Consider the following 20,162-nt stretch of genomic DNA (forward strand, 5'->3'; position numbering starts at 1 on the left):
GCCTCACATCAACGCATCGGCCAGCCGTGCGATGCCTTCGCGGCTGCGCCGCCACGTGGGGCGGCTGCGCCACTGCTGCAGGTCCAGCTGCCGCGACTCGCGCAGGTAGCCATCCTCGATCGCACACAGCTGCTGCACCAGCGCGCGGTCGTAGCAGACCAGGCCGATCTCGGCATTCAGCGCGAATGAGCGGATGTCCATGTTGATCGAGCCGAGCACGGCGATGTCCTCGTCCACGCTCATGTGCTTGGCGTGCAGGAACTGCGGCTCGTACAGCGCGATGCGCACGCCACAGCGCAGCAGCTCGTCGTAGTACGCCTCCTGCGCCCACGAGGTCAGCCGCTGGTTGTTGCTGGCCGAGAGGATCAGCTGCACCTGCACACCGGACAAGGCCGCAATGCGCAACGCGCTGAGCGTAGCTTCGTCAGGCACGAAATATGGCGTGACCATCACCAGCCGTCGCCGTGCCAGGTGGATCAGCGCCGCCACCGCATCGCGCGCATTGCTGTACGGATAGGCCGGGCCGCTTGGCAGCAGCTGGGTGGCGATGTCGTCGCTGCACTCGGGCACATCGGCGATCACGTCCAGGCGCTGGCCGGTTTCCATGTACCAGTCGCTGGCGAACACTGCTTCCAGGTGCGCCACTGCCGGGCCACGCACGCGCGCCACCAGCTCGCGGTTCGGGTGGCCGGGCACGAACTGCGGGCCGGCCAGGTTCTGCGAACCGACATAGGCCACTTCGTTGTCGATCACCGCGATCTTGCGATGGTTGCGCAGATCCATGCGCCCGCTGCGGCGCCAGCGCAGGCCACCGGGCAGCATCGCGCGTACCTCGATGTCGCGCGCCTGCAGGCGCTTGCGATAGGCGCGCAGGCCACGCTTGGCGCCCACCGCGTCGAGCAGCACACGGCACTGCACGCCGCGTGCAGCCGCTCGCTGCAGGGCCTCGACGATCGCCTCGCCCACCGCGTCATCGAACATCAGGTAGTACAACAGGTGCACGCGGTCTTCGGCCTGGTCGATGTCGGTGATCAGCGTGTGCAGCGATTCGTCGTAGTCGGTCAGCAAGTCGACCGCGTTGCCGTGCACCGGCATGAAGTCGCCCTGGCGCTGCACCAGCGGCACGATCTCGGCGCTGGCGGTGTCCGGCTGCGGTGTCCAGCGCAGGCGATGCTGCAGCGCCTGTTCCTCGCGGATGACCTGCGAGGCCTCGGCCTGGCGGCGGATGCGCTCGCGCGACAGCCATGGGTGGCCGAACAGCAGGTACAGCGGCAGGCCCAGCAGCGGCACGAAGCCGACCAGCAGCAGCCAACTGCGCGCCGCCCCCGGCGTGGTGCGGGTGGGGATCCAGCACAGCGCAACCAGCCGGATCAGCCAGTCGATCAGCAGCAGGTACGAACCCAGCAACCACTCGAACAGCATCGTGTCGCCCGTCGGGAGGTGATGGGCCATTCTGCCCAGCGGCCTTTGTAGAGTCGAGCCATGCTCGACTGCCTTTCGGCCCGACCGCAGAGCAGCCGAGCGTGGGCTCGGCTCTACAGGATGGATCAATGCCGCACCGGCACCTCGCACAGCTGCCGCACCGCGTCGGCATGGCGGCGGCCGTTGAGCGCCATGCAGGCGATCGCCTGTGCGGCCCGCTCCAGCTGCGCCTCCGGCAGCGGCGACGGTGCGCCGTTGGCCAGTGCCAGGTGGTGATCGCACAGCAGCAGCGCCATGCCCTCGATGCCTTGCAACATGCGCTGCAGGCGCAGCCAGCCCAGTTCCAGGTCCTGGCGGTGTGATGGGGTGTTCATGCAACCTCCTTCAACGGATCTGGCCACCGTGAAGGTGGCGGACGATGCGTGGTTGCAATACCGGGAAGCAATCAATCAGCAAACGAACCGGCGGGCGCAAGGCCCCCTCGCACCGTCCGCCATAGAGGCGGATAGGTCACCAACCGTCGCCGGAGGGATCTCCGGCGACGGCGGGCGAGTCTACTGATTGATTGACTTCACGGGATTGCAAGCCCGACCGCTGCAACCGCAGCGGCTTGCCATCATGGGCACGGCAGGGCCCGTCGTTCCAATTGATTTGGAGCGCGCGAAGAGCCGGAACCGGTAGACACAATCACTTATCGCATTCGGCCCATCATTCCGCGCAGGGCGTCATTGGCGACAGCGTGCGCAGGGAGTGCGGCAGTGCCGACCAGGGTCGGCACCCACCAGGGGGAAGTGCCAGACATGAAAAAACCCGCCACAAGGGCGGGTTTCTTCGCGGGGATCAGCAATCCGTGCGGATTACTTGATCTTGCCTTCCTTGTACAGGACGTGCTTGCGCACGACCGGATCGTACTTCAGGAATTCCATCTTCCCCGGGGTGTTCTTCTTGTTCTTGTCCGTGGTGTAGAAGTGGCCGGTACCGGCCGAGGAAATCATACGGACCTTATCGCGCTTGCCTGCCATGATGCTTTACTCCTCAGACCTTTTCGCCGCGCGCACGCAGCTCAGCCAGAACGGAATCAATGCCGTTCTTGTCGATGGTGCGCAGTGCATGCGCGGAAACACGAAGCTTGACCCAGCGGTTCTCGCTGGCCACCCAGAAACGGCGCTCGTGCAGATTCGGCAGGAAACGACGACGGGTCTTGTTGTTGGCGTGCGAGACGTTGTTACCCGTCTGCACTCGCTTGCCGGAAACCTGGCATACGCGGGACATTGCGCACCTCGATAGTAGTAGTTGTCAGCCCGTAGCCCGGGAGACGGCGGCCTCGATGGTTGCCCACCACACGTCAAGAGAATCAAAGGGTTACGCTGGCGTTGGGCGGCCGGGGACGTGCTCCCGGGGACGCCGCCCGGTAGAAAACCGGACACAGCGAGCCGCGCATTATGCACCGGTTCAAGCACTTGCGCAAGTTACCCACAGGCGGGGACTGACCGGCAGGACCGGGGGCACTCCGCCAACCGGCATACTGGCCCGGACCACTGCGGAGCTTGCCATGCGGCTGCTGGCCCTGACCTACGGAACCGAAGGCGACACACGTCCCCTGGCCATGCTCTGCCATGGGCTGATCGGCGCAGGCCACGCGGTGACACTGCTGGCCGATGGCGGCACCCTGGGCAGCGCGCAGGCACTGGATGTGCCCCACGCGGCCCTTGAAGGTGACATCCATGACGACGTGGTCGCACTGGTCTCGCGTGGCAACGGCGTTGCCGCCGCCAGTACCGGCCTGGCACGGATGGCGCTGCAGCATGTCAGCGGCTGGATGCGCCAGGCCGATGCCGCCGCCGAAGGCTGCGATGCGATTCTGACCGGTGGCCTGGCGGCCTTCGTCGGCATGAGCGTGGGCGAACGCCGCAGGATTCCCGTCATCGGCAGCGGCATGATTCCGCTGACCCCGACGCGCGCCTTCCGCTCCCCGTTCCTGCCGCCCGGACGCTCGCCGGGCTGGTTGAACCGGGCCAGCTACGGGTGGGTCAACGGCCTGATCTGGCGCCAGTTCCGCCGGCCGATCAACGCGGCACGCCAGCAGTTGGGGCAATCGCCGCGCCGCGCGCTGTGGTCCGGCCTGCCGATGCTCTATGGCATCTCACCGCAGCTGCTGCCGCCACCGGCGGACTGGCCGGCCGACCACATCGTCTGTGGCCAATGGCGGCTTCCTGATGCGCCCTGGGCGCCCCCGGCCGATCTGCGGGCCTTCCTTGATGCCGGCCCGCCGCCGGTCTACCTTGGCTTCGGCAGCATGACCGGCTTTGATCGCGAACGCGTGCTGCCGGCCTTGCTGCAGGCGCTGGCGCCACGCCGGGTACTGCTGTTTCCTGGCTGGGTGGGACTGCCTGCGATGCGCTTGCCCGATTCGGTCTTCGTACTGGGGCCGACCCCACACGAAGCGCTGTTCCCGCGTTGCGCACTCGCCATCCACCACGGTGGCAGCGGCACCACGCATTCGGCCTGCCGGGCCGGCATTCCCTCGCTGGTGATGCCGTTCGCTGCGGATCAGTTCTTCTGGGCCGATCGCCTGTGTCGGTTGGGCGTGGCACCGGCACCGTTGTCACCGAAGCGACTGGATGCAGCAACGCTGGCAGCAGCCATCACCTTCGCAGAAGCCGACGCAGTACGCGCGCGCGCGGCGGCCCTGGGCGTGGCGATGAGCGATGAAGACGGGGTGGCCTGTGGCGTGGCGATGATCGAGCGCTGGTTACGGCCGATGTAACAGCGGGCAAGCCTCAGCGCAGGTGCGGAATCACCTGGGCCAGCAGATGGGCATCCTTGAGCGCACCGTGCAGGCCCCGGTTGCCGGGGATGCGCAGGCGCTGCAGCACATCGTCCAACTTGTTGCCCTGGCCGGGCCAGCGCCCGCGCGCCAGCTTCAGGCTGCAGGTGATGCGGCAGTGCTGGGCCAGCGTGCCGGGAATGCCGGCCAGGCGCAGCTCGTTGTCCAGGAAACCCACGTCGAAGGTGGCGTTGTGCGCGACCATCTCGCTGCCGCGCAGGAAGTCCAGCAGTTCGGCGGCCTTGCTGGAGAACAGCGGTTTGCCCACCAGCATCGCATCGCTGATGCCATGCACGCGCTGTGCGTCCCAGTCCACCTTGCGCTGCGGCTGCAGGTAGGTGTGGAACTGGCGGCCGCTGAGCTGGCCGTCGATCAGTTCGACGGCACCGATTTCGATCACCCGGTGCCCCAGGCGGTGGGAGATGCCGGTGGTTTCGGTGTCCAGTGCGACGATGCGATTCATGCGTGGCGATGTTTCCTGTTACGTGCTGTGGTGATTTTCGCATGCCGGTAGAGCCGGGCCCACGCTCGGCTGGCGCGCGTAGCGCGGGCTTGGTGATGCCAGAAGCAGCCGAGCGTGGGCTCGGCTCTACAGGTGCGTGTGCATCACCCCAACGCTTCCACCACCCAATCGATGAACACCCGCAGCCGCTGGCTCATGTGCCGGTTCGGCGGGAACATCACATGCATCGGCATGGGTGGAAGCCGCCAGTCCTGCAGCAGCGGCAGCAATTCGCCGCGCGCCACGTGCGGCGCGGCCATGTAGCTGGGCAGCGCCACCACCCCCAGGCCGGCCAACGCGGCCGCCAGATACGTGTTGCCGTCGTCGAAGCCGACCGTGTAGCGGCCCTGCACCTCGATGCGCTCATCGCCACGTTGTGCAGTGAACACCCGCGCCCGGCCACTGCGCGGGCTGAGGAAGCCGACCATGTGGTGGTCCGGCCCTTCCAGCGCGCGCGGATCGGTCGGCAAGCCGAAACGCTGCACATAGCCGGGGCTGGCGTGGAAACCGATCGGCAGCGCCGCCAGCGGCCGCGCCACCAGCGCCGGGTCGGCCGGGGTGCCGCCGCGGATCACGCAGTCGACGTTGTCGGCGATGACGTCAACCTCGCGGTCGCTGACGCCGATGTCCAGCTGGATCTCCGGGTAGCGCGCCTGGAAATCCGGCAGTGCCGGCACCAGCCGCAACCGCGCGTAGGGTCCGGGCACATCCACCCGCAGGCGGCCGCGCGGCTGGCTGGCTGCGTCACCCAGCCCGCCCTCCACCTCTTCCAGCTCGGCCAGCAGGCGGGCGATGCGCGGGTAGTAGGCCGCACCGTCGGCGGTGACGCTGACCCGGCGCGTGGTGCGGTTGAGCAGGCGCAGCCGCAGGTGTGCCTCCAGCTGCTGCACCAGCTGGGTGACCGTGGTGCGGCTGATCTGCAGGGTCTGCGCGGCGCGGGTGAAGCTGCCGGTTTCCACCACGCGGGCAAAGGCCCGCATCGCCTCGAAACGGTCCATGGCGGGCCATGATTGTTTGGGATTGGCAATCAATCTAGGCTGATCATCGCGGTTTATCCAGACAGCACTGGCGCGGAGGATGGCGTTCTCTCCCACGGATTCCTTCCCATGTCACAGCGTGATGTCGTTTTCCCCACCGGCCGCCAGGCCCTGTACGAGCGCAACCGCTACTCGCCGGCGATCCGATCCAGCGGTTTCCTGTTCGTCTCCGGCCAGGTCGGCAGCCGCGAGGACGGCTCGCCCGAACCGGACTTCGAAACCCAGGTGCGCCGCGCCTTCGAGAATCTCAATGCGGTGTTGGCTGCCGCCGGCTGCACCTTCGATGACGTGATCGACGTGACCGTGTTCCTGGTCGATCCGGAGAAGAACTTCGAGAAGGCCTGGGCGATCGTGCCCGAGTACTGGGGCGAGGCGCCGCACCCGACCCTGACCGGTATCGGTGTGACCTGGCTGTATGGGTTCCAGTTCGAGATCAAGGTGATCGCGAAGCTGCCGTGATACGGGTAGTGCCGGCCGCTGGCCGGCAACGCGGTGGGGTCAGAGCCCTTTCCGGAGGAAAGGGATCCGACCCCGCGCCCGGTCCACCTGAACGGGAGATTCCGACGAATTCCCGAGGCGGCCATTGATATTGTATCCGGCGAAAATCGCTTGCTAGCCTCCCTTCCATGCGCCGGATCACCCGCCAACTGCGTACGTACCTGATGATGCTGCTGATGGCGGCGTTCGTGGTCGTGCCGGTGGCCGACGTGCTGGCCTGCGCGGTCGAACCGCACGACACCACTGCGGTGCACGTGGAAAGCAACGCCAACGATGCCGAGGGTGACAGTGACAGCAAGCACGCCGGTGCCTGCAGCCACAACCACTGCCACCACTCCAACCTGAGCCTGCCGGCCAGCACCCTCGCCGCCTTCGGTGCGCCGCTGCCGGCGCGCTGGATGAATGCCGGCGACGCGGCGACCTATGCGGTCGCCCAGGATGAATTGACGCGTCCCCCCCGGGCGTGAGTTGAGCGCGTCCCGCGATTGCGGGCTCCCGTTTCACTCACAACCGGAATCCCCCTATGTCGATCCTGACACCTCGGTCGCTGCGTGCGGCCGGGCGGGTCGTCGCCGTGTTGCTGGGCCTGGCCCCGGCGGCATCGGTGATGGCGCAAGCCGCCCCTTCCTACGACACCCTGCTTGAACGCCTGGACCAGCTGCCCGGTACCCGCGTCGGTGCGGCGCTGGCCGAGGCCGCCGACGCGCGCGCCGACCAGGCCCGCGCACTGCCCAACCCTTCCCTGTCCTGGTCGGCCGAGAACGCCTGGGGCACCGGTTCCTATGGCGGCATGGGCAAGGCCGACAGCGTGCTTACCCTGTCCCAGCCATTGGAGGTCTGGGGCCAGCGCGGCGCGCGCGTCCGTGCGGCCCGCGCCGAGGCACAGGCGGCCAACCTGCGTGGCACGCAGAGCCGCAGCGATGTGGCCAGCCAGCTGGCGGTGGTCTACGCACAGGCGGAAAGTGCACTGCGCCGCTACACCCTGGCCGAAGAGGCACTGAGCCTCACCCGCGATGACGCCAACGCCGTCAACGCGATGGTCAAGCAGGGCCGCGAACCGCAACTGCGCGCGGTGCAGGCGCAGAGCGAAGTGGCCAACGCCAACGCCGCACTGGATGAAGCGCAGGCCTTCCGCGATGCCGCGCTGGCCCGCCTGGCCGGTGCTGCACTGCTGGATGCGCCGGTGCAGTCGATCGGCGACAGCCTGCTCGACCGTGCGCCGCCGCTGCCACGCGGCGCCACCGATACCGCACTGGCGGTGCGCATCGCTGAAGCCGAAGCCGATGCGGCGGGCAAACTGGTCGAGGTGGAGCGCAAGCGCGCCCTGCCCGACCTCAGCGTCACCGCCGCGCAGACCCGCTTCCGAGAGGGCGGCGAGCGTGCCTACAACCTCGGGCTCAGCCTCAGCATCCCGCTGTTTGACCGCAACCGCGGTGGCATCCGCGCCGCCAATGCCGACCAGCGCGCGGCCGAAGCGCGCCTGGACCAGCAGCGCCGCGACAGCGAGGCGGCACGCCTCTCCGCCGTGGCCGGTTTGAAGGCCGCCGGCAGCCGAACCCGCGCCGCCGATGAAAGCGTGGTCGCCGCCGAAGAGGCGTATCGCCTGGCCCGCATCGGCTTCGACGCCGGACGCATCTCGCAGCTGGAACTGCGCAGCACGCGCAGCGCTCTTATCGCCGCCCGCGCCGCCGCCGTGGATGCGCGCCTGTCGCGCGTCGGCGCGGAAATCGATCTTGCCCGCCTTGAAGGGCGCGCACCCTTTGTGGAGGCCCCATGACTCTCTCCCGTACTTTTCCGCTGATCGGCGGCATGCTGCTGACTGTGCTGCTGGCCGGCTGCGCTGGCAACGCGCAGACACCTGCCAATGAAGACCCCGCTGCGACCAAGGCCGGCACCGACGACAGCCATGGCCACGCGCCCGGCAGCAAGGAAGCCAAAGCCGAATCCGCGAAGACGCCGGCAGACACCGATGAAGGCGTGGTACCGCTGACCCCTGAGCAGATCAAGGCGTCCGGTATCGAAGTGGTTGCCGTCGGTCGCGGCGGTGGCGGTTCCACCCGCCTCGCCGGTCGGGTGGAACCCTCGGTCGGTGCCCGTGCCTCGGTGGCCTCGACCGTGACCGGCCGCGTCGAGCGCGTACTGGTCGCGCCGGGCACGGCGGTGAAACAGAACCAGGCGCTGGCCATCGTGGTCAGTGGCGAGGCAGCGGTGTTCCGCGCCAATGCGCTGGCCGCATCCGCCGAAGCCGAGGCCGCACGCCTGGCCTATGGCCGCGACAAGGCCCTGGTCGACCAGGGCGTGGTCGCCCGCCAGGAGCTGGAAGCCTCGCGTGCGCGTTCGCTGGCGGCACAGGCCCAGGCCGCTGCCGCACAGGCACAGGCCGCGGCCAACGGTGCGCCCGATGCCAGTGGACGCGTGCGCATCACCAGCCCGGTGGCCGGCATCGTCGGCAACGTGCAGGTCACGCCGGGCGGTGTGGTCGCCGCCGGCAGTGCGGTGGCCGACGTCGCCGACCCGTCGATGAACGAGCTGGTGTTCACCGCACCGCCAGCGCTGGCTGCACAGGTCATGCCCGGCATGAAGCTGGAAGTAAGCGTGCCGGGTGGCAGCTTCACCGCTACCGTCACCGGTTCGGCCGCCGATGTACGGCAGCAGGGCGGCGTCGCAGTGATCCGCGCCACGCCGGTGGATGCATCGCTGCCGCCGGCCGGTTCGCCGGTATCGGCCGTGGTGGTCACCGAAGGCCAGGACGGCTCGCTCAGCGTGCCCGCCGATGCGGTGCAGAACGTCGATGGAAGCAGCGCGGTGTTCGTCGCCGTCGAAGGTGGCTTCAAGGCGCAGCCAGTGCTGGCCGGGCGCCGTGCCGGTGACCGCATCGAGATCCTCGGTGGCCTGAGTGGCAACGAGCGCATCGTCGGTGCCAACGCCTTCCTGCTCAAGGCCGAGCTGGCCAAGGGCGAAGCCGAGCACGGCCACTGAGGAGGCGATCATGTTCAAGCTGATCATTGAAACAGCGGTGCGCCACCGCTGGCTGGTGGTGTTCATGGCGGCGCTGATCGCCGCCGTGGGCCTGTTCCAGCTGGGCAAGCTGCCGATCGACGCCGTGCCGGACATCACCAACCGCCAGGTGCAAATCAACACGGTGGCCCCGGCGCTGACCCCGGAGCAGATCGAACGGCAGGTGACCTATCCGCTGGAAACCGCGCTGGCCGGCATTCCCGGCCTGACCACCACGCGTTCGCTGTCGCGCAATGGCTTCTCGCAGGTCACCGCGATCTTCACCGATGCCACCGACATCTACTTCGCCCGCCAGCAGGTGGCCGAACGCATGCGCGAGGCATCGGAAGACCTGCCCGATGGTGCGTCGCCGATGCTGTCGCCGGTCACCACCGGCCTCGGCGAGGTGCTGATGTGGACGGTGGACTTCACCGCGTTCGATCCGACCAGGCTGGCCAAGCCCGGTGAAGCCGGCTGGCAGGCCGGCGAGGTCTACCGCACGCCGGAAGGCAACCTGCTGCGCACGCCGGAAGAGCGCGCGACCTACCTGCGCACCGTGCAGGACTGGATCATCGCGCCGCAGATGCGCTCCAGCCCGGGGCTGGCCGGTGTCGATACGGTCGGCGGCTACGTCAAGGAATACGGCGTGCATCCGGACAGCGCCAAACTGGCCGCGCATGGCCTCGGCCTGGCCGACCTGGTTACCGCCCTGCAGCGCTCCAACGTGCAGGCCGGCGCCGGCTTCGTGCAGCGTGCCGGCGAAGGCCTAGTGGTGCGTGCCGATGGCCTGGCGCTGACCACCGAGGATCTTGCACAGGCGCCGGTGGCCACCCGCAATGGCGTGGTGGTGCGCGTGGCCGATGTAGCCACCGTGGAACTGAGCCGCGCGCCGCGGCTGGGTGCAGCCAGCCGCAACGGCCACGAGGCCGTGCTGGGCACCGCGCTGATGATTGCCGGTGGCAACAGCCGCACCGTGGCGCAGGCCGCAGCCGCACGTCTGGAACAGGTGAACACGTCGCTGCCGGCCGACATCGTGGCCGCACCGGTGCTGGACCGCAGTGTGCTGGTCAATTCCACCATCAAGACCGTGGCCCGGAACCTCACCGAGGGCGCGCTGCTGGTGGTGGTGGTGCTGTTCCTGCTGCTGGGCAACCTGCGCGCGGCCACCATCACCGCGCTGGTGATTCCGCTGTCGTTCCTGTTCGCGGTGATCGGCATGAACCGCTTCGGCATCAGCGGCAACCTGATGAGCCTGGGTGCACTGGACTTCGGCATCCTGGTGGACGGTGCGGTGATCGTGGTCGAGTCGACGCTGCTGATGCTGGGCCAGCGCCGCGCCGAACTGGGCCGGGCGCTGACCGCGATGGAACGGCTGCGCGTGGCCGCCGATTCCGCGCTGAAGATGGCGCGCCCGGCGGCGTTCGGCCAGCTGATCATCCTGCTGGTGTTCGCGCCGATCCTCACCCTGGAAGGTGTGGAGGGCAAGACGTTCCACCCGATGGCGGCGACCTTCATGCTGGCCCTGGTCGGTGCCTTCCTGTTCTCCTTCACCTTCGTGCCGGCGATGACGGCGCTGCTGGTGCGCGAGCCGAAGCTGAAGGACGCCGATGCACATGCGGACGACGGCGAGCACGAGACCAGGCTGATACGCGTGCTGCGCGCGCGCATCGAGCCGGTGATCCGCAAGGCCGTGGCGCATCCGCGCACGGTAGTGGCCAGTGCGGTGATGATGGTGGTGGTGGGCATCGGCTCGTTCTCGATGCTGGGCCGCGAGTTCATGCCGACGCTGGACGAAGGCAACGTGGCGATGCAGGCGTTGCGCGTGCCGTCGACGTCGCTGGAGCAGTCACTGGCCATGCAACTGGCGTTGGAAAAGGTGATTGCCAAGCAGCCGGAAGTGGAGACCGTGTTCTCGCGTACCGGTACCGCCGAGGCGGCGATCGATCCGATGCCGACCAACATCTCCGACAGCGTGATCGTGCTGAAGCCACGCAAGGACTGGCCCGATCCGAAGTTGGCCAAGGACGCGCTGGTGGCCCGTTTCGAAAAGCTGGCCGGGCAGCAGCTGGGCAACAGTTTCGAGTTCAGCCAGCCGATCGAGCTGCGCTTCAACGAGCTGATTTCCGGCGTGCGTACCGACCTGGCCGTAATGATCTTCGGCGATGACTTCAGCCAGCTGCAGAAGGTGGCCGACCAGGTGGCGCTGAAGCTGCGTGCGGTGGAGGGAGCGGCCGACGTGCGGGTGGAACAGATCTCCGGCCTGCCCACGCTGAACGTGGCGATCGATCATGTGGCGGCGGCGCAGTATGGGCTGACTGCGGCGGATGTGAGTGATGCACTGTCCACCGGCATCGGCGGTACTGCGGCGGGCAAGATCTTCGAAGGCGACCGCCGCTTCAACGTGGTGGTGCGCCTGGACGATGCCGCGCGCAACGATCCGGACCAGCTGGCATCGCTGCCGATCGCCACGCCATCGGGGCTGGTGATTCCGTTGTCGTCGGTGGCGCGCATTACCGTGAGCGAAGGGCCGAACCAGATCAGCCGCAACAACGGCAGCCGCCGCGTGGTGGTGCAGGCCAACGTGCGTGGCCGCGACCTGGGCGGCTTCGTCGGCGAAGCGCAGGCCGCGGTAGCCGACGTGGCACTGCCGCCGGGTGCCTACCTGACCTGGGGTGGCCAGTTCGAGAACCTGCAGCGCGCGGAAAAGCGGCTGGCGACGGTGGTACCGGTAGTGTTCCTGCTGATCGGCAGCCTGCTGTTCATGGCCCTGCGCAGCGGCAAGGAAGCCATTCTGGTGTTCAGCTGCGTGCCGTTGGCGCTGGTCGGCGGCATCCTCGCGCTGCTGCTGCGGGGCATGCCGTTCTCGGTATCGGCGGCGGTCGGCTTCATCGCCGTCTCCGGCGTAGCCACGTTGAACGGCCTGGTGCTGATGCAGGCGATCCGCGAACGCCTGGATGCCGGCGACCTGCCGCCGCAGGCGGCGATCAACGGTGCCTCCAGCCGCATCCGAGCCGTGCTGACCACGGCGCTGGTGGCGATCGTCGGCTTCATTCCGATGGCGATCGCCAGCGGTTCCGGTGCGGAGGTGCAGAAGCCGCTGGCGACGGTGGTGATCGGTGGCCTGATCACCGCCACCGTGCTGACCCTGCTGGTGCTGCCGACCTTCGCAGCACGCGTGGCCAAGCCGCGGGCGGTAGGCTGAGGTGAGAGGGGGTCGGAGCCCTTTCCACGGGAAAGGGATCCGACCCCGTGACCGGGTCGGATTGCCGGCCAGCGGCCGGCACTACCCGGTAACGGTCAGGCCTTCTTGCGCTCGGCGATGTAGGCCTGGATCTGCTGTTCCAGCACCGGCAGCGGCACCGAGCCCTGCTTGAGCAGGGTGTCGTGGAAGCCCTTGATGTCGAACTTGTCGCCCAGCTCCTTCTCGGCCTGCGCACGCAGGCGCACGATGGCGATCTCGCCCAGCTTGTAGCTCAGCGCCTGGCCCGGCCAGGAAATGTAGCGGTCCACTTCAGTGGTCACTTCATGCTCGCTCAGCGCGGTGTGGTCACGCAGGTAGGCCAACGCCTGCTCGCGGGTCCAGCCCTTGCTGTGCACGCCGGTGTCGATCACCAGGCGCGCGGCGCGCCACATCTCGTAGGTCAGCCGACCGAAATCCTCGTACGGGGTTTCGTAGATGCCCATCTCCACGCCCAGCTTCTCGCAATACAGCGCCCAGCCTTCGCCATAGGCGGAGATGTAGGCGTTGCGGCGGAACTCGGGCAGGTTCTTCTGCTCGGCGGCGATCGCGCCCTGCAGCGAATGGCCCGGATCGGATTCATGCAGGGTCAGTGCCGGCAGGTTGTACAGCGGGCGCGACGGCAGGTTGTAGGTGTTGAGCCAGTAGGTACCCATGCCACCGCGGCCGGCCGTCCAGAACGGTGCAATGTCCGGTGGCACCGGCACGATGGTGAAGCGCGCGCGCGGCAACGTCATGTACTTGCCCAGCTGGCCATCGGCACGCTTGGAGATCCACGCGGCGCGCGACAGCAGCTCTTCCGGCGTCTTCGCATAGAACTGCGGATCGGTACGCAGGAAGGTCAGGAACTCGGCGAAGCTGCCCTTGAACTTCACCTGCTTGATGATGTCGTTCATCTCGCCCTGGATGCGTGCGACTTCCTCCAGGCCGATGCGGTGGATCTCGTCCGGCGACAGGTCCAGCGTGGTGTACTCGTGGATCTGCTGCCTGTAGTAGGCCTTGCCATCGGGCATCGCTTCGGCGGCCAGGGTGGTGCGCGCCTGCGGCACGTACTCGTTGACGAAGAAGGTGCGCAGCTGCTGGAACGCCGGCACCACCTTGCCGCTGATCGCTTCACGCGCCTGCGCCTGCAGCCTGGCCTGTTCGGCGGCTGGGATGCTGTTGGGCAGCTTCTTGAACGGCGCGTACAGCGGCGATTCGGTCGGGTCCTTCAGCTCGGCGACGGTGGCGATGGACACTTCGCGGCCATCCAGCACCGCGCGCGGCACGCTGAAGCCGCGCTTCAGGCCGGCGCGCATGTTCTCGGTCTGCTGGCCGAAGTAACGCGGCACATCGTTCAGCCGTGCGATGTAGTTCTGGTAGTCCTGCACGGTCTTCATCTCGCGCCGGGCCATGAAGGACAGGTTGGACCAGAACGAGGAATCGGCGTTGAACGGCATTTCGTAGCCGCGCAGGCGCGTCTCTTCGGCCAGGTTGAACACCTGGTCGCGATAGATCGCGTAGTTGACCTGGTTGTCCGGCGACAGGGTCTTCGGGTCGATCTTCTTCAACGCGGCCAGGGTCTCGTCCCACACCTTCAGGCGCGCCTGCTGCGCGGCCGGGCCGATGTCGGGCATGCGGGTGGCGTTGGCCGGGGCGTCTTCGTCCTCGCTGGCTTCACCACCTCCCTGCTGGCGCCACTTCCATTCCTTCTCGTACAGCGCGCGGAAGGCGGCATCCGCGGGCGATTCGGTGGCCACGCTGGCGGGCGCGGCGGCGGCGGCGGGCGCAGCGGCCAGGGCCACGGTGGGGGCGGACAGGGCGATCAACAGGGCAACGGCAAGACGGGTTTTCACGAGCACAGGTTCCCGGGAAGGCAGACCCCGATCATGGCACCGCCCACGGCCCATGGCATGGGACGAAGGTCCTGCCTGCAGCGCAGGCAGGACCGGGAATCGGCCGCTCTGGTAGATGCCAACCTTGGTTGGCACACGGGGAAACCCAGCGCCGACCAAGGTCGGCATCTACCAGGGCACCGCCACTGAACATGCAGTAGATCCACGCCATGCGAGGATGCGCCGGGGATTCTGACGGGGGTCATAGCCCTTTCCTGCGGAAAGGAATCCGACCCCGCGCCCTCAGTGGCTGGCCCTGTCGCGCTTCCAGCCGCGGTGCTTGATGTCCAGGTGCAGGCTGTACAGCGCGGTGAACGCCGGGAACAGGTTCTGCAGTACACCCACCGAGTCCTGCTTGGCCGAGAACAGGAAGTAGCTCAGGGTCATCAGGCTGCCGAGCACGCTCATGTACCAGAACAGGCGCGGGATGACGGGTTTGCCGGCGCGCTTGGAGGCGATGAACTGGACCAGCCAGCGGCCGCCGAACATCAGTGCGCCGGTGTAGCCGATCAGCTTCCAGCCGGTCACATGCAGGCCGGTCCAGTACAGCCAGGTCAGGGGCTGATCCAGCCAGTGCAGCTCCAGATCCATCAGCGCTCCTCCACCGCGGTGCGCTTGCTTCGGGTGATCAGCCAGGCTACGCCACGCAGGTCGCGGATGCCGACCAGCGCGCGGCCGAGGTTGTTGTACTTGGACACGCCGGCGGTACGGTGGCGGTGATTGACCGGCACGCTGGTGGTCTTCCAGCCGGCACGCTGCATCAGCGCTGGCAGGTAACGGTGCATGTGGTCGAAGTACGGCAGGTCGAGGAACGCGCTGCGTTCGAACAGCTTGATGCCGCAACCGGTGTCGGGCGTGTCGTCGCGCAGCATGCGCGCACGGATGGCGTTGGCCCATTTGCTGGCCCAGCGCTTGCTGCCGCTGTCCTGGCGGTTGACGCGCCAGCCGGCGAACAGCTTCACCTGCGCCTCGGCGGCGTCGCGTGCGGCAAGCAGCTTGGGAATATCGGCCGGATCGTTCTGGCCATCGCCATCCAGGGTGGCGATCCACGGCGCGCGCGCGTGCTTGACGCCGGTGCGCACCGCCGTGCTCTGCCCGCTCTGGTTCACATGGTGCAGCACGCGCAGTTCCGGGGTGGTTGCCTTCAATCCCTGCAGCACCACCAGGGTGTCATCACGCGAGTGGTCGTCGATGTAGACGATCTCGAACGGCAGCCGGCCACGCAGCGCAGCGGTGATTTCGGCGACCAGCGGGGCAACATTGTCGCGCTCGTTGAACACCGGGACGACAACGGAAAGCTCGGGTTGGCTCATAAGGCACTCGGCCAAAGGGGGGACAAAGACCGCGCATTCTCCGAAACCGAGGTTATCCGAAGATGAACCCGGCGGCGTGAGGATCCGTCCTCAGGCGCGATCGCCAAAATACTCGCGGCACCACTGCACCACAGGCGGCAGGCCTTGTTCGATCGGGGTCACCGCATCGAAGCCGAAAGCGTCATGTGCGCGCCGGGTATCGGCCATCGTGCGCACCATGTCGCCGGGCTGCATGGGCTTGTAGACCTTCTGCGCAGGGCGGCCGGCGGCCTGCTCGATCACGCTGATGAAGCGCTCCAGCTCGACCGGCGTATGGTTGCCGAGGTTGAACACCCGGTGCGGCACCGGGCCGTCGGCCGGATGTGCGAGGGCGCCGAGGATACCGGACACAATGTCGGAGACATGTGTGAAATCGCGCTGCATGCGGCCTTCGTTGAACACGTCGATCGGCCGACCGGCCAGCACCGCGCGCGAGAACAGCAGCGGTGCCATGTCCGGCCGGCCCCACGGGCCATACACGGTGAAGAAGCGCAGCCCGGTGGCATGCAGGCCGTACAGCTGCGCGTAGGTGTAGGCCATCAGCTCGTTGGCCGCCTTGGTCGCCGCGTACAGCGAGCGCGGCTGGTCCACGCGCTGGTCTTCGGAGAACGGCGGCGTGGCCGAATCGCCGTAGACCGAACTGCTGGAGGCATACACGAGGTGCTGCACGCCACGGTGGCGGCACAACTCGAGCATGTTGACGAAGCCGACCAGGTTGCTGTCGACGTAGGCATGCGGGTTTTCCAGCGAATAGCGCACGCCGGCCTGCGCGGCCAGGTGGATCACCGCGGTCGGCCGCACCTCGTCGAACAGTGCGGCCAGGCCCTGCTGGTCGGTCAGGTCCAGGGTGCGCAGGTCCAGCGCCGGACACAGCGCGGCCACGCGGTCACGCTTGATCTGCGGGTCGTAGTAATCGTTGAAGTTGTCCAGGCCGACCACGGCCTGGCCGGCCTCCAGCAGCGCGCGGGCGGTGTAGGCACCGATGAAGCCGGCAGCGCCGGTGAGCAGGATGGTCATGGCAGGGGCCTGGGAACGAAGTTCAGGCCCCTGATGTTACCGGTCTCAGAACAAACCGAAACGCTTCTTCGCCACGTTGGTGCGGCCGGGCTCGATCACATCGTTGATCTGTTTCGCATCGAAGCGGTCGAGCAGGGCGTCGGCGCCTTTCTTCAGCTTCAGGTCCATCTCTTCGGGGTACAGCGGAACCAGGCTCATGAAGCTGATGGTATTGCCATCCTCCAGCTCCAGCGTGGCGAAGTCCTCCGGGGCGGTCACCGGCGGCAGCACGATGGCACCGTCGAAACCCACGCCCGGCGCATAGGGCTCGCTGGGATGGCCGTTGGGAATGGTGTGGCCGAAGCCCAGCCACGTGTCGTACTCGTGCGGCAACCGCGCCATGCCCTTCAGCAGGCGCACCGGCCAGTAGTTGCGCTCATCCTCGAAGGCGTCCTGGGACATCGGCCAGTCGGCCGGCAGGGTCACCATCAGTTCCATGTAGCGCGGCACGTCCGCATCCACCTCGGCGGGCACGGTCATCGGCAGGTCGCTCATGCCGGAGGTGACCAGGCGCAGGTACGGGCAGTGGTCATTGGCCGGCACCACGTGCACGTCGATGTGCACCAGGTCGGAGATGATTTCATGGAAGACACCGGACACCGGGCCCAGGTGGCGTTCGATGTGGGCGCTGATCGCCTCGATGTGCCGTTCTTCGCCGATGGCGAGCACAAAGTCCTTCTCACGGCGATGTACCAGTATCTGGGTGCCGTCCGGGCTGACGTCCTCGTAGTCGTTGCTCATGTCCTGCTCCCTGGATGAGGCCACGGCCGGAGGTCAGTGCATTCCCGGTGCGCGTGGCGGTGCGTTCCCTGTCATTCGCCGGGCGCGGCAGGAACAGGCCGCCCCCCGACGCGGCGCAGGGCTCAGCCCTGGCGCGTGCGCAGTTTTTCCAGCACGCCGTCCAGGGTGTCCAGGTCGGTGTAGTGGATGATCAGCTTGCCCTTGCCGCCACGGCCGTGGCTGATCGCCACCTTGGCGCCGAGCGCTTCGGACAGCTCGGTTTCCAGCGAGGCGATGTCGGCCTGCTGCACCTTCGGCGTGGCCACCGGACGGCTGCTCGGCACCTTGCCGGCGGCGAAAGCCTGCGCCCGCCGCTCGACCTCGCGTACCGACCAGCCTTCGTCGGCCGCTTCCTGGGCCAGCTTGCCGGCCAGTTCGGGGGCCAGGGTCAGCAGCGCACGGGCATGCCCCATTTCCAGGCGGCGGGTTTCCAGCAGCAGGCGGATCGCCACCGGCAGTTCCAGCAGGCGCAGCAGGTTGGACACCGCCGCGCGCGAGCGGCCGACGGCCTCGGCGGCCTCGGCATGGGTGAGGGTGAACTCGCTGATCAGGCGCTGCAGCGCTTCGGCTTCCTCCAGCGGGTTGAGGTCTTCACGCTGGATGTTCTCGATCAGCGCCATCGCGATGACGGTGCGGTCTTCCAGCTCGCGCACCACCACCGGCACTTCGTCCAGCCCGGCCAGCTGCGATGCGCGCCAGCGGCGTTCACCGGCGACGATTTCGTAGTTGCCCGCCGGCAGCTGGCGCACCAAGATGGGCTGGATCACGCCCTGCGACTTGATCGAGTCGGCCAGCTCGGACAGCTTGCCCTCGTCCATCTCGCGGCGCGGCTGGTACTTGCCCGGCTGCAGCTGGCCGACCGGCAACTTGCGCAGCACTTCCCCCGGCAGCGGCTCGATCACCGCCGTGGTGGCCTGCACCTGGCTGACCGCGCCCTTCGGGCCCAGCAGCGCGTCCAGGCCACGGCCGAGGCCTCGCTTCTTGGCTGCCGGCTTGCTGCTGGTCATCAGACGGTCTCCACGGCCTTGGTGGCCTTGTTGCGTTCGTTGTTGCGGCGGATGATCTCGCCAGCCAGGCCCAGGTAGGCCACGCCACCGCGCGAGGCGCGGTCGTAGCCGACGATGCTCTGGCCATGGCTGGGTGCCTCGGCCAGGCGAACGTTGCGCGGCACGATGGTGCGGAACACGCGATCGCCGAAGTGCTCGGTGAGCTCGGCCGAGACCGCGTTGGCCAGGTTGTTGCGCACGTCGAACATGGTGCGCAGCACGCCTTCGATCTCCAGCGCCGGATTGAGGTTGGCACGCAGCGCTTCGATGGTTTCCACCAGCGCGCTCAGGCCTTCCAGGGCGTAGTACTCGCACTGCATCGGCACGATCACCGAATCGGCAGCGGCCAGCGCATTGAGCGTCAGCAGCGACAGCGCCGGCGGGCAGTCGATCAGGATGTAGTCGTACTCGTCGCGGATCGGTGCCAGCGCGCGCTTCAGCCGCTGCTCGCGCTCGCTCTGCGCCATCAGCTGGATCTCGGCGGCGGTCAGGTCGATGTTGCCGGGAAGCAGGTCGTAGCCTTCGGCGGTCTGCACGCGTACATCGGCGGCGCTGGACTCGCCCAGCAGCAGATCGTAGGTGGAGGCGGCCAGCTCACGCTTGTCCACGCCACTGCCCATGGTCGCGTTGCCCTGCGAATCGAGGTCGACCAGCAGCACGCGCTTGGGTGCGTTGGCCAGGGAAGCGGCCAGGTTGACGGCGGTCGTGGTCTTGCCGACGCCACCCTTCTGGTTGGCGATGGCGATGATGCGGGCCATGCGGGTGTGCCTCGTCGACGTGTGCTGGGACCGGTCATTATGCGTACAACCGGCCCCTTGCGGAAATCGTGGATCGCCAACCCGTTGTTGCACAAGGGGCTGGCGGCGGGAATCAAGGGCCTGTAACAGTGACCAGGTGGCGTTCGCCGGCCAGGCCGGGCACGCTCAGCGGGGTCACCTCGCGCACCTGCCAGCCAGCCGGCAAGTCCGCGATCTCCTCATGCGGGTAGACGCCCTTCATGGCCAGCAGCACGCCCCCCGGCCGCAGCAGGTGGCCACCGACGCGGACGATGCCGGCCAGGGTATCCATGGCACGGGCGGTCAACTGGTCGTAACGACCGGCCTCGTCCAGCGCCTCGGCGCGCGATTCGGCCACGCGGGCATTGCCCAGGCCGAGTTGGCGCACGGCCTCGCGCATGAAGCGCGCCTTCTTGCCATTGCTCTCGACCAGGGTCACCTGCAGGCCCGGGCAGGCGATGGCCAGCGGGATGCCCGGCAGCCCGGGGCCGGTGCCGAGGTCGGCCAGGCTGCCATCGGCCACGAACGGCTGCATCGCCAGCGAGTCGAGCAGGTGGCGGGTGACCATCTCCTGCGGGTCGCGGATGGCGGTGAGGTTGTAGGTGCCGTTCCAGCGGTGCAGCAGGGCCAGGTAGCGCAGCAGCGGCGGCGCTAGCGCGGCATCCAGGCCCATGCTGGCCAGGCCCTGTTCCAGCGTGGCAGCCACGCTGGCGGGAAGTGGGTGTTCGCTCATGCCGGCATTATCGCCGGTTTTGCG

At 67.8% G+C, this 20,162-nt stretch carries 20 protein-coding genes; 6 read left to right on the forward strand and 14 right to left on the reverse strand.

What is annotated here, in order from left to right; genetic code table 11:
- Nucleotides 1-3 precede the first annotated feature (3 nt).
- The 4 genes from cls to rpmB form a co-directional block, all read right to left on the reverse strand.
- Nucleotides 4-1,422 carry a cardiolipin synthase gene (cls, locus tag PEM_RS17890; protein WP_065177824.1) on the reverse strand — a complete coding sequence of 473 codons (1,419 nt, stop codon included), beginning with the start codon at nt 1,420-1,422 and terminating at the stop codon, nt 4-6.
- Between the two features lie 125 nt (nt 1,423-1,547).
- Nucleotides 1,548-1,796, reverse strand: a complete 249-nt coding sequence (locus PEM_RS17895; RefSeq protein ID WP_032960654.1) for a hypothetical protein — start codon at nt 1,794-1,796, stop codon at nt 1,548-1,550.
- A gap of 483 nt (nt 1,797-2,279) precedes the next feature.
- The gene (rpmG, locus tag PEM_RS17900) at nt 2,280-2,447 is read right to left on the reverse strand and encodes a 50S ribosomal protein L33 (RefSeq protein ID WP_169411268.1); all 168 of its coding nucleotides are present in this window, start codon (nt 2,445-2,447) and stop codon (nt 2,280-2,282) included.
- Between the two features lie 10 nt (nt 2,448-2,457).
- A complete protein-coding gene (gene rpmB, locus PEM_RS17905) occupies nt 2,458-2,694 on the reverse strand; it encodes a 50S ribosomal protein L28 (protein ID WP_005411638.1) in 237 nt (78 codons plus the stop codon).
- Nucleotides 2,695-2,974: 280 nt separating this feature from the next.
- Between rpmB and PEM_RS17910 the strand changes: the two genes are divergently transcribed.
- Nucleotides 2,975-4,189 (forward strand): glycosyltransferase, encoded by a 1,215-nt coding sequence (locus PEM_RS17910; RefSeq protein WP_005420352.1) that lies wholly within the window; start codon nt 2,975-2,977, stop codon nt 4,187-4,189.
- A 13-nt stretch (nt 4,190-4,202) separates the two neighbouring features.
- Here PEM_RS17910 and dnaQ read toward each other — a convergent pair whose 3' ends face one another.
- Nucleotides 4,203-4,712, reverse strand: a complete 510-nt coding sequence (dnaQ, locus tag PEM_RS17915; RefSeq protein ID WP_111128562.1) for a DNA polymerase III subunit epsilon — start codon at nt 4,710-4,712, stop codon at nt 4,203-4,205.
- 143 nt (nt 4,713-4,855) lie between these two features.
- Entirely contained in the window at nt 4,856-5,749 is an 894-nt protein-coding gene (locus PEM_RS17920; RefSeq protein ID WP_111128564.1) for a LysR family transcriptional regulator, read from the reverse strand.
- A gap of 108 nt (nt 5,750-5,857) precedes the next feature.
- On the opposite strand from PEM_RS17920, the gene PEM_RS17925 reads away from it, so the two are divergent.
- The 5 genes from PEM_RS17925 (at nt 5,858) to PEM_RS17945 (ending at nt 12,485) form a co-directional block, all read left to right on the forward strand.
- Entirely contained in the window at nt 5,858-6,247 is a 390-nt protein-coding gene (locus PEM_RS17925; protein WP_053498809.1) for a RidA family protein, read from the forward strand.
- A 167-nt stretch (nt 6,248-6,414) separates the two neighbouring features.
- A complete protein-coding gene (locus PEM_RS17930; RefSeq protein ID WP_053498807.1) occupies nt 6,415-6,753 on the forward strand; it encodes a hypothetical protein in 339 nt (112 codons plus the stop codon).
- Nucleotides 6,754-6,809: 56 nt separating this feature from the next.
- On the forward strand, nt 6,810-8,063 hold the full coding sequence (locus PEM_RS17935) for a TolC family protein (protein ID WP_065185918.1): 1,254 nt from the start codon (nt 6,810-6,812) through the stop codon (nt 8,061-8,063).
- The gene (locus PEM_RS17940) at nt 8,060-9,265 is read left to right on the forward strand and encodes an efflux RND transporter periplasmic adaptor subunit (protein WP_111128566.1); all 1,206 of its coding nucleotides are present in this window, start codon (nt 8,060-8,062) and stop codon (nt 9,263-9,265) included. Before PEM_RS17935 ends, PEM_RS17940 begins: the two co-directional genes overlap by 4 nt.
- A gap of 10 nt (nt 9,266-9,275) precedes the next feature.
- Nucleotides 9,276-12,485 carry a CusA/CzcA family heavy metal efflux RND transporter gene (locus PEM_RS17945; RefSeq protein WP_111128567.1) on the forward strand — a complete coding sequence of 1,070 codons (3,210 nt, stop codon included), beginning with the start codon at nt 9,276-9,278 and terminating at the stop codon, nt 12,483-12,485.
- Nucleotides 12,486-12,580: 95 nt separating this feature from the next.
- Here PEM_RS17945 and PEM_RS17950 read toward each other — a convergent pair whose 3' ends face one another.
- The 8 genes from PEM_RS17950 to rsmG form a co-directional block, all read right to left on the reverse strand.
- Entirely contained in the window at nt 12,581-14,356 is a 1,776-nt protein-coding gene (locus tag PEM_RS17950) for a DUF885 family protein (RefSeq protein WP_053498812.1), read from the reverse strand.
- Between the two features lie 282 nt (nt 14,357-14,638).
- Nucleotides 14,639-14,986 (reverse strand): lipid-A-disaccharide synthase N-terminal domain-containing protein, encoded by a 348-nt coding sequence (locus PEM_RS17955; RefSeq protein ID WP_005420378.1) that lies wholly within the window; start codon nt 14,984-14,986, stop codon nt 14,639-14,641.
- A complete protein-coding gene (locus PEM_RS17960) occupies nt 14,986-15,708 on the reverse strand; it encodes a glycosyltransferase family 2 protein (protein WP_049399165.1) in 723 nt (240 codons plus the stop codon). The genes PEM_RS17955 and PEM_RS17960 overlap by 1 nt, the downstream gene beginning before the upstream one ends.
- Before the next feature lie 90 nt (nt 15,709-15,798).
- Entirely contained in the window at nt 15,799-16,764 is a 966-nt protein-coding gene (locus tag PEM_RS17965; protein WP_005420382.1) for an NAD-dependent epimerase/dehydratase family protein, read from the reverse strand.
- A 45-nt stretch (nt 16,765-16,809) separates the two neighbouring features.
- Complete coding sequence (locus PEM_RS17970; RefSeq protein ID WP_005420384.1) at nt 16,810-17,544, reverse strand: suppressor of fused domain protein; 735 nt, start codon at nt 17,542-17,544, stop codon at nt 16,810-16,812.
- A 122-nt stretch (nt 17,545-17,666) separates the two neighbouring features.
- Nucleotides 17,667-18,590: a ParB/RepB/Spo0J family partition protein gene (locus tag PEM_RS17975; protein WP_049415931.1), complete on the reverse strand. Its 924-nt coding sequence runs from the start codon at nt 18,588-18,590 to the stop codon at nt 17,667-17,669.
- Nucleotides 18,590-19,387: a ParA family protein gene (locus PEM_RS17980; protein ID WP_005420387.1), complete on the reverse strand. Its 798-nt coding sequence runs from the start codon at nt 19,385-19,387 to the stop codon at nt 18,590-18,592. The genes PEM_RS17975 and PEM_RS17980 overlap by 1 nt, the downstream gene beginning before the upstream one ends.
- Before the next feature lie 112 nt (nt 19,388-19,499).
- Complete coding sequence (gene rsmG, locus PEM_RS17985; RefSeq protein WP_005420388.1) at nt 19,500-20,138, reverse strand: 16S rRNA (guanine(527)-N(7))-methyltransferase RsmG; 639 nt, start codon at nt 20,136-20,138, stop codon at nt 19,500-19,502.
- Nucleotides 20,139-20,162 lie beyond the last annotated feature (24 nt).

Origin of the sequence: Stenotrophomonas sp. Pemsol, assembly GCF_003586545.1 — a bacterium.
GTDB lineage: Bacteria > Pseudomonadota > Gammaproteobacteria > Xanthomonadales > Xanthomonadaceae > Stenotrophomonas > Stenotrophomonas sepilia.

Excerpts from the sequence above, each read along its gene's own strand:
- cls (WP_065177824.1), bottom strand. The coding sequence starts at position 1,422 with ATGCTGTTCGAGTGGTTGCTGGGTTCGTACCTGCTGCTGATCGACTGG.
- PEM_RS17895 (WP_032960654.1), bottom strand. The coding sequence starts at position 1,796 with ATGAACACCCCATCACACCGCCAGGACCTGGAACTGGGCTGGCTGCGC.
- rpmB (WP_005411638.1), bottom strand. The coding sequence starts at position 2,694 with ATGTCCCGCGTATGCCAGGTTTCCGGCAAGCGAGTGCAGACGGGTAAC.
- PEM_RS17910 (WP_005420352.1), top strand. The coding sequence starts at position 2,975 with ATGCGGCTGCTGGCCCTGACCTACGGAACCGAAGGCGACACACGTCCC.
- dnaQ (WP_111128562.1), bottom strand. The coding sequence starts at position 4,712 with ATGAATCGCATCGTCGCACTGGACACCGAAACCACCGGCATCTCCCAC.
- PEM_RS17920 (WP_111128564.1), bottom strand. The coding sequence starts at position 5,749 with ATGGACCGTTTCGAGGCGATGCGGGCCTTTGCCCGCGTGGTGGAAACC.
- PEM_RS17925 (WP_053498809.1), top strand. The coding sequence starts at position 5,858 with ATGTCACAGCGTGATGTCGTTTTCCCCACCGGCCGCCAGGCCCTGTAC.
- PEM_RS17930 (WP_053498807.1), top strand. The coding sequence starts at position 6,415 with ATGCGCCGGATCACCCGCCAACTGCGTACGTACCTGATGATGCTGCTG.
- PEM_RS17935 (WP_065185918.1), top strand. The coding sequence starts at position 6,810 with ATGTCGATCCTGACACCTCGGTCGCTGCGTGCGGCCGGGCGGGTCGTC.
- PEM_RS17940 (WP_111128566.1), top strand. The coding sequence starts at position 8,060 with ATGACTCTCTCCCGTACTTTTCCGCTGATCGGCGGCATGCTGCTGACT.
- PEM_RS17945 (WP_111128567.1), top strand. The coding sequence starts at position 9,276 with ATGTTCAAGCTGATCATTGAAACAGCGGTGCGCCACCGCTGGCTGGTG.
- PEM_RS17955 (WP_005420378.1), bottom strand. The coding sequence starts at position 14,986 with ATGGATCTGGAGCTGCACTGGCTGGATCAGCCCCTGACCTGGCTGTAC.
- PEM_RS17960 (WP_049399165.1), bottom strand. The coding sequence starts at position 15,708 with ATGAGCCAACCCGAGCTTTCCGTTGTCGTCCCGGTGTTCAACGAGCGC.
- PEM_RS17965 (WP_005420382.1), bottom strand. The coding sequence starts at position 16,764 with ATGACCATCCTGCTCACCGGCGCTGCCGGCTTCATCGGTGCCTACACC.
- PEM_RS17970 (WP_005420384.1), bottom strand. The coding sequence starts at position 17,544 with ATGAGCAACGACTACGAGGACGTCAGCCCGGACGGCACCCAGATACTG.
- PEM_RS17975 (WP_049415931.1), bottom strand. The coding sequence starts at position 18,590 with ATGACCAGCAGCAAGCCGGCAGCCAAGAAGCGAGGCCTCGGCCGTGGC.
- PEM_RS17980 (WP_005420387.1), bottom strand. The coding sequence starts at position 19,387 with ATGGCCCGCATCATCGCCATCGCCAACCAGAAGGGTGGCGTCGGCAAG.
- rsmG (WP_005420388.1), bottom strand. The coding sequence starts at position 20,138 with ATGAGCGAACACCCACTTCCCGCCAGCGTGGCTGCCACGCTGGAACAG.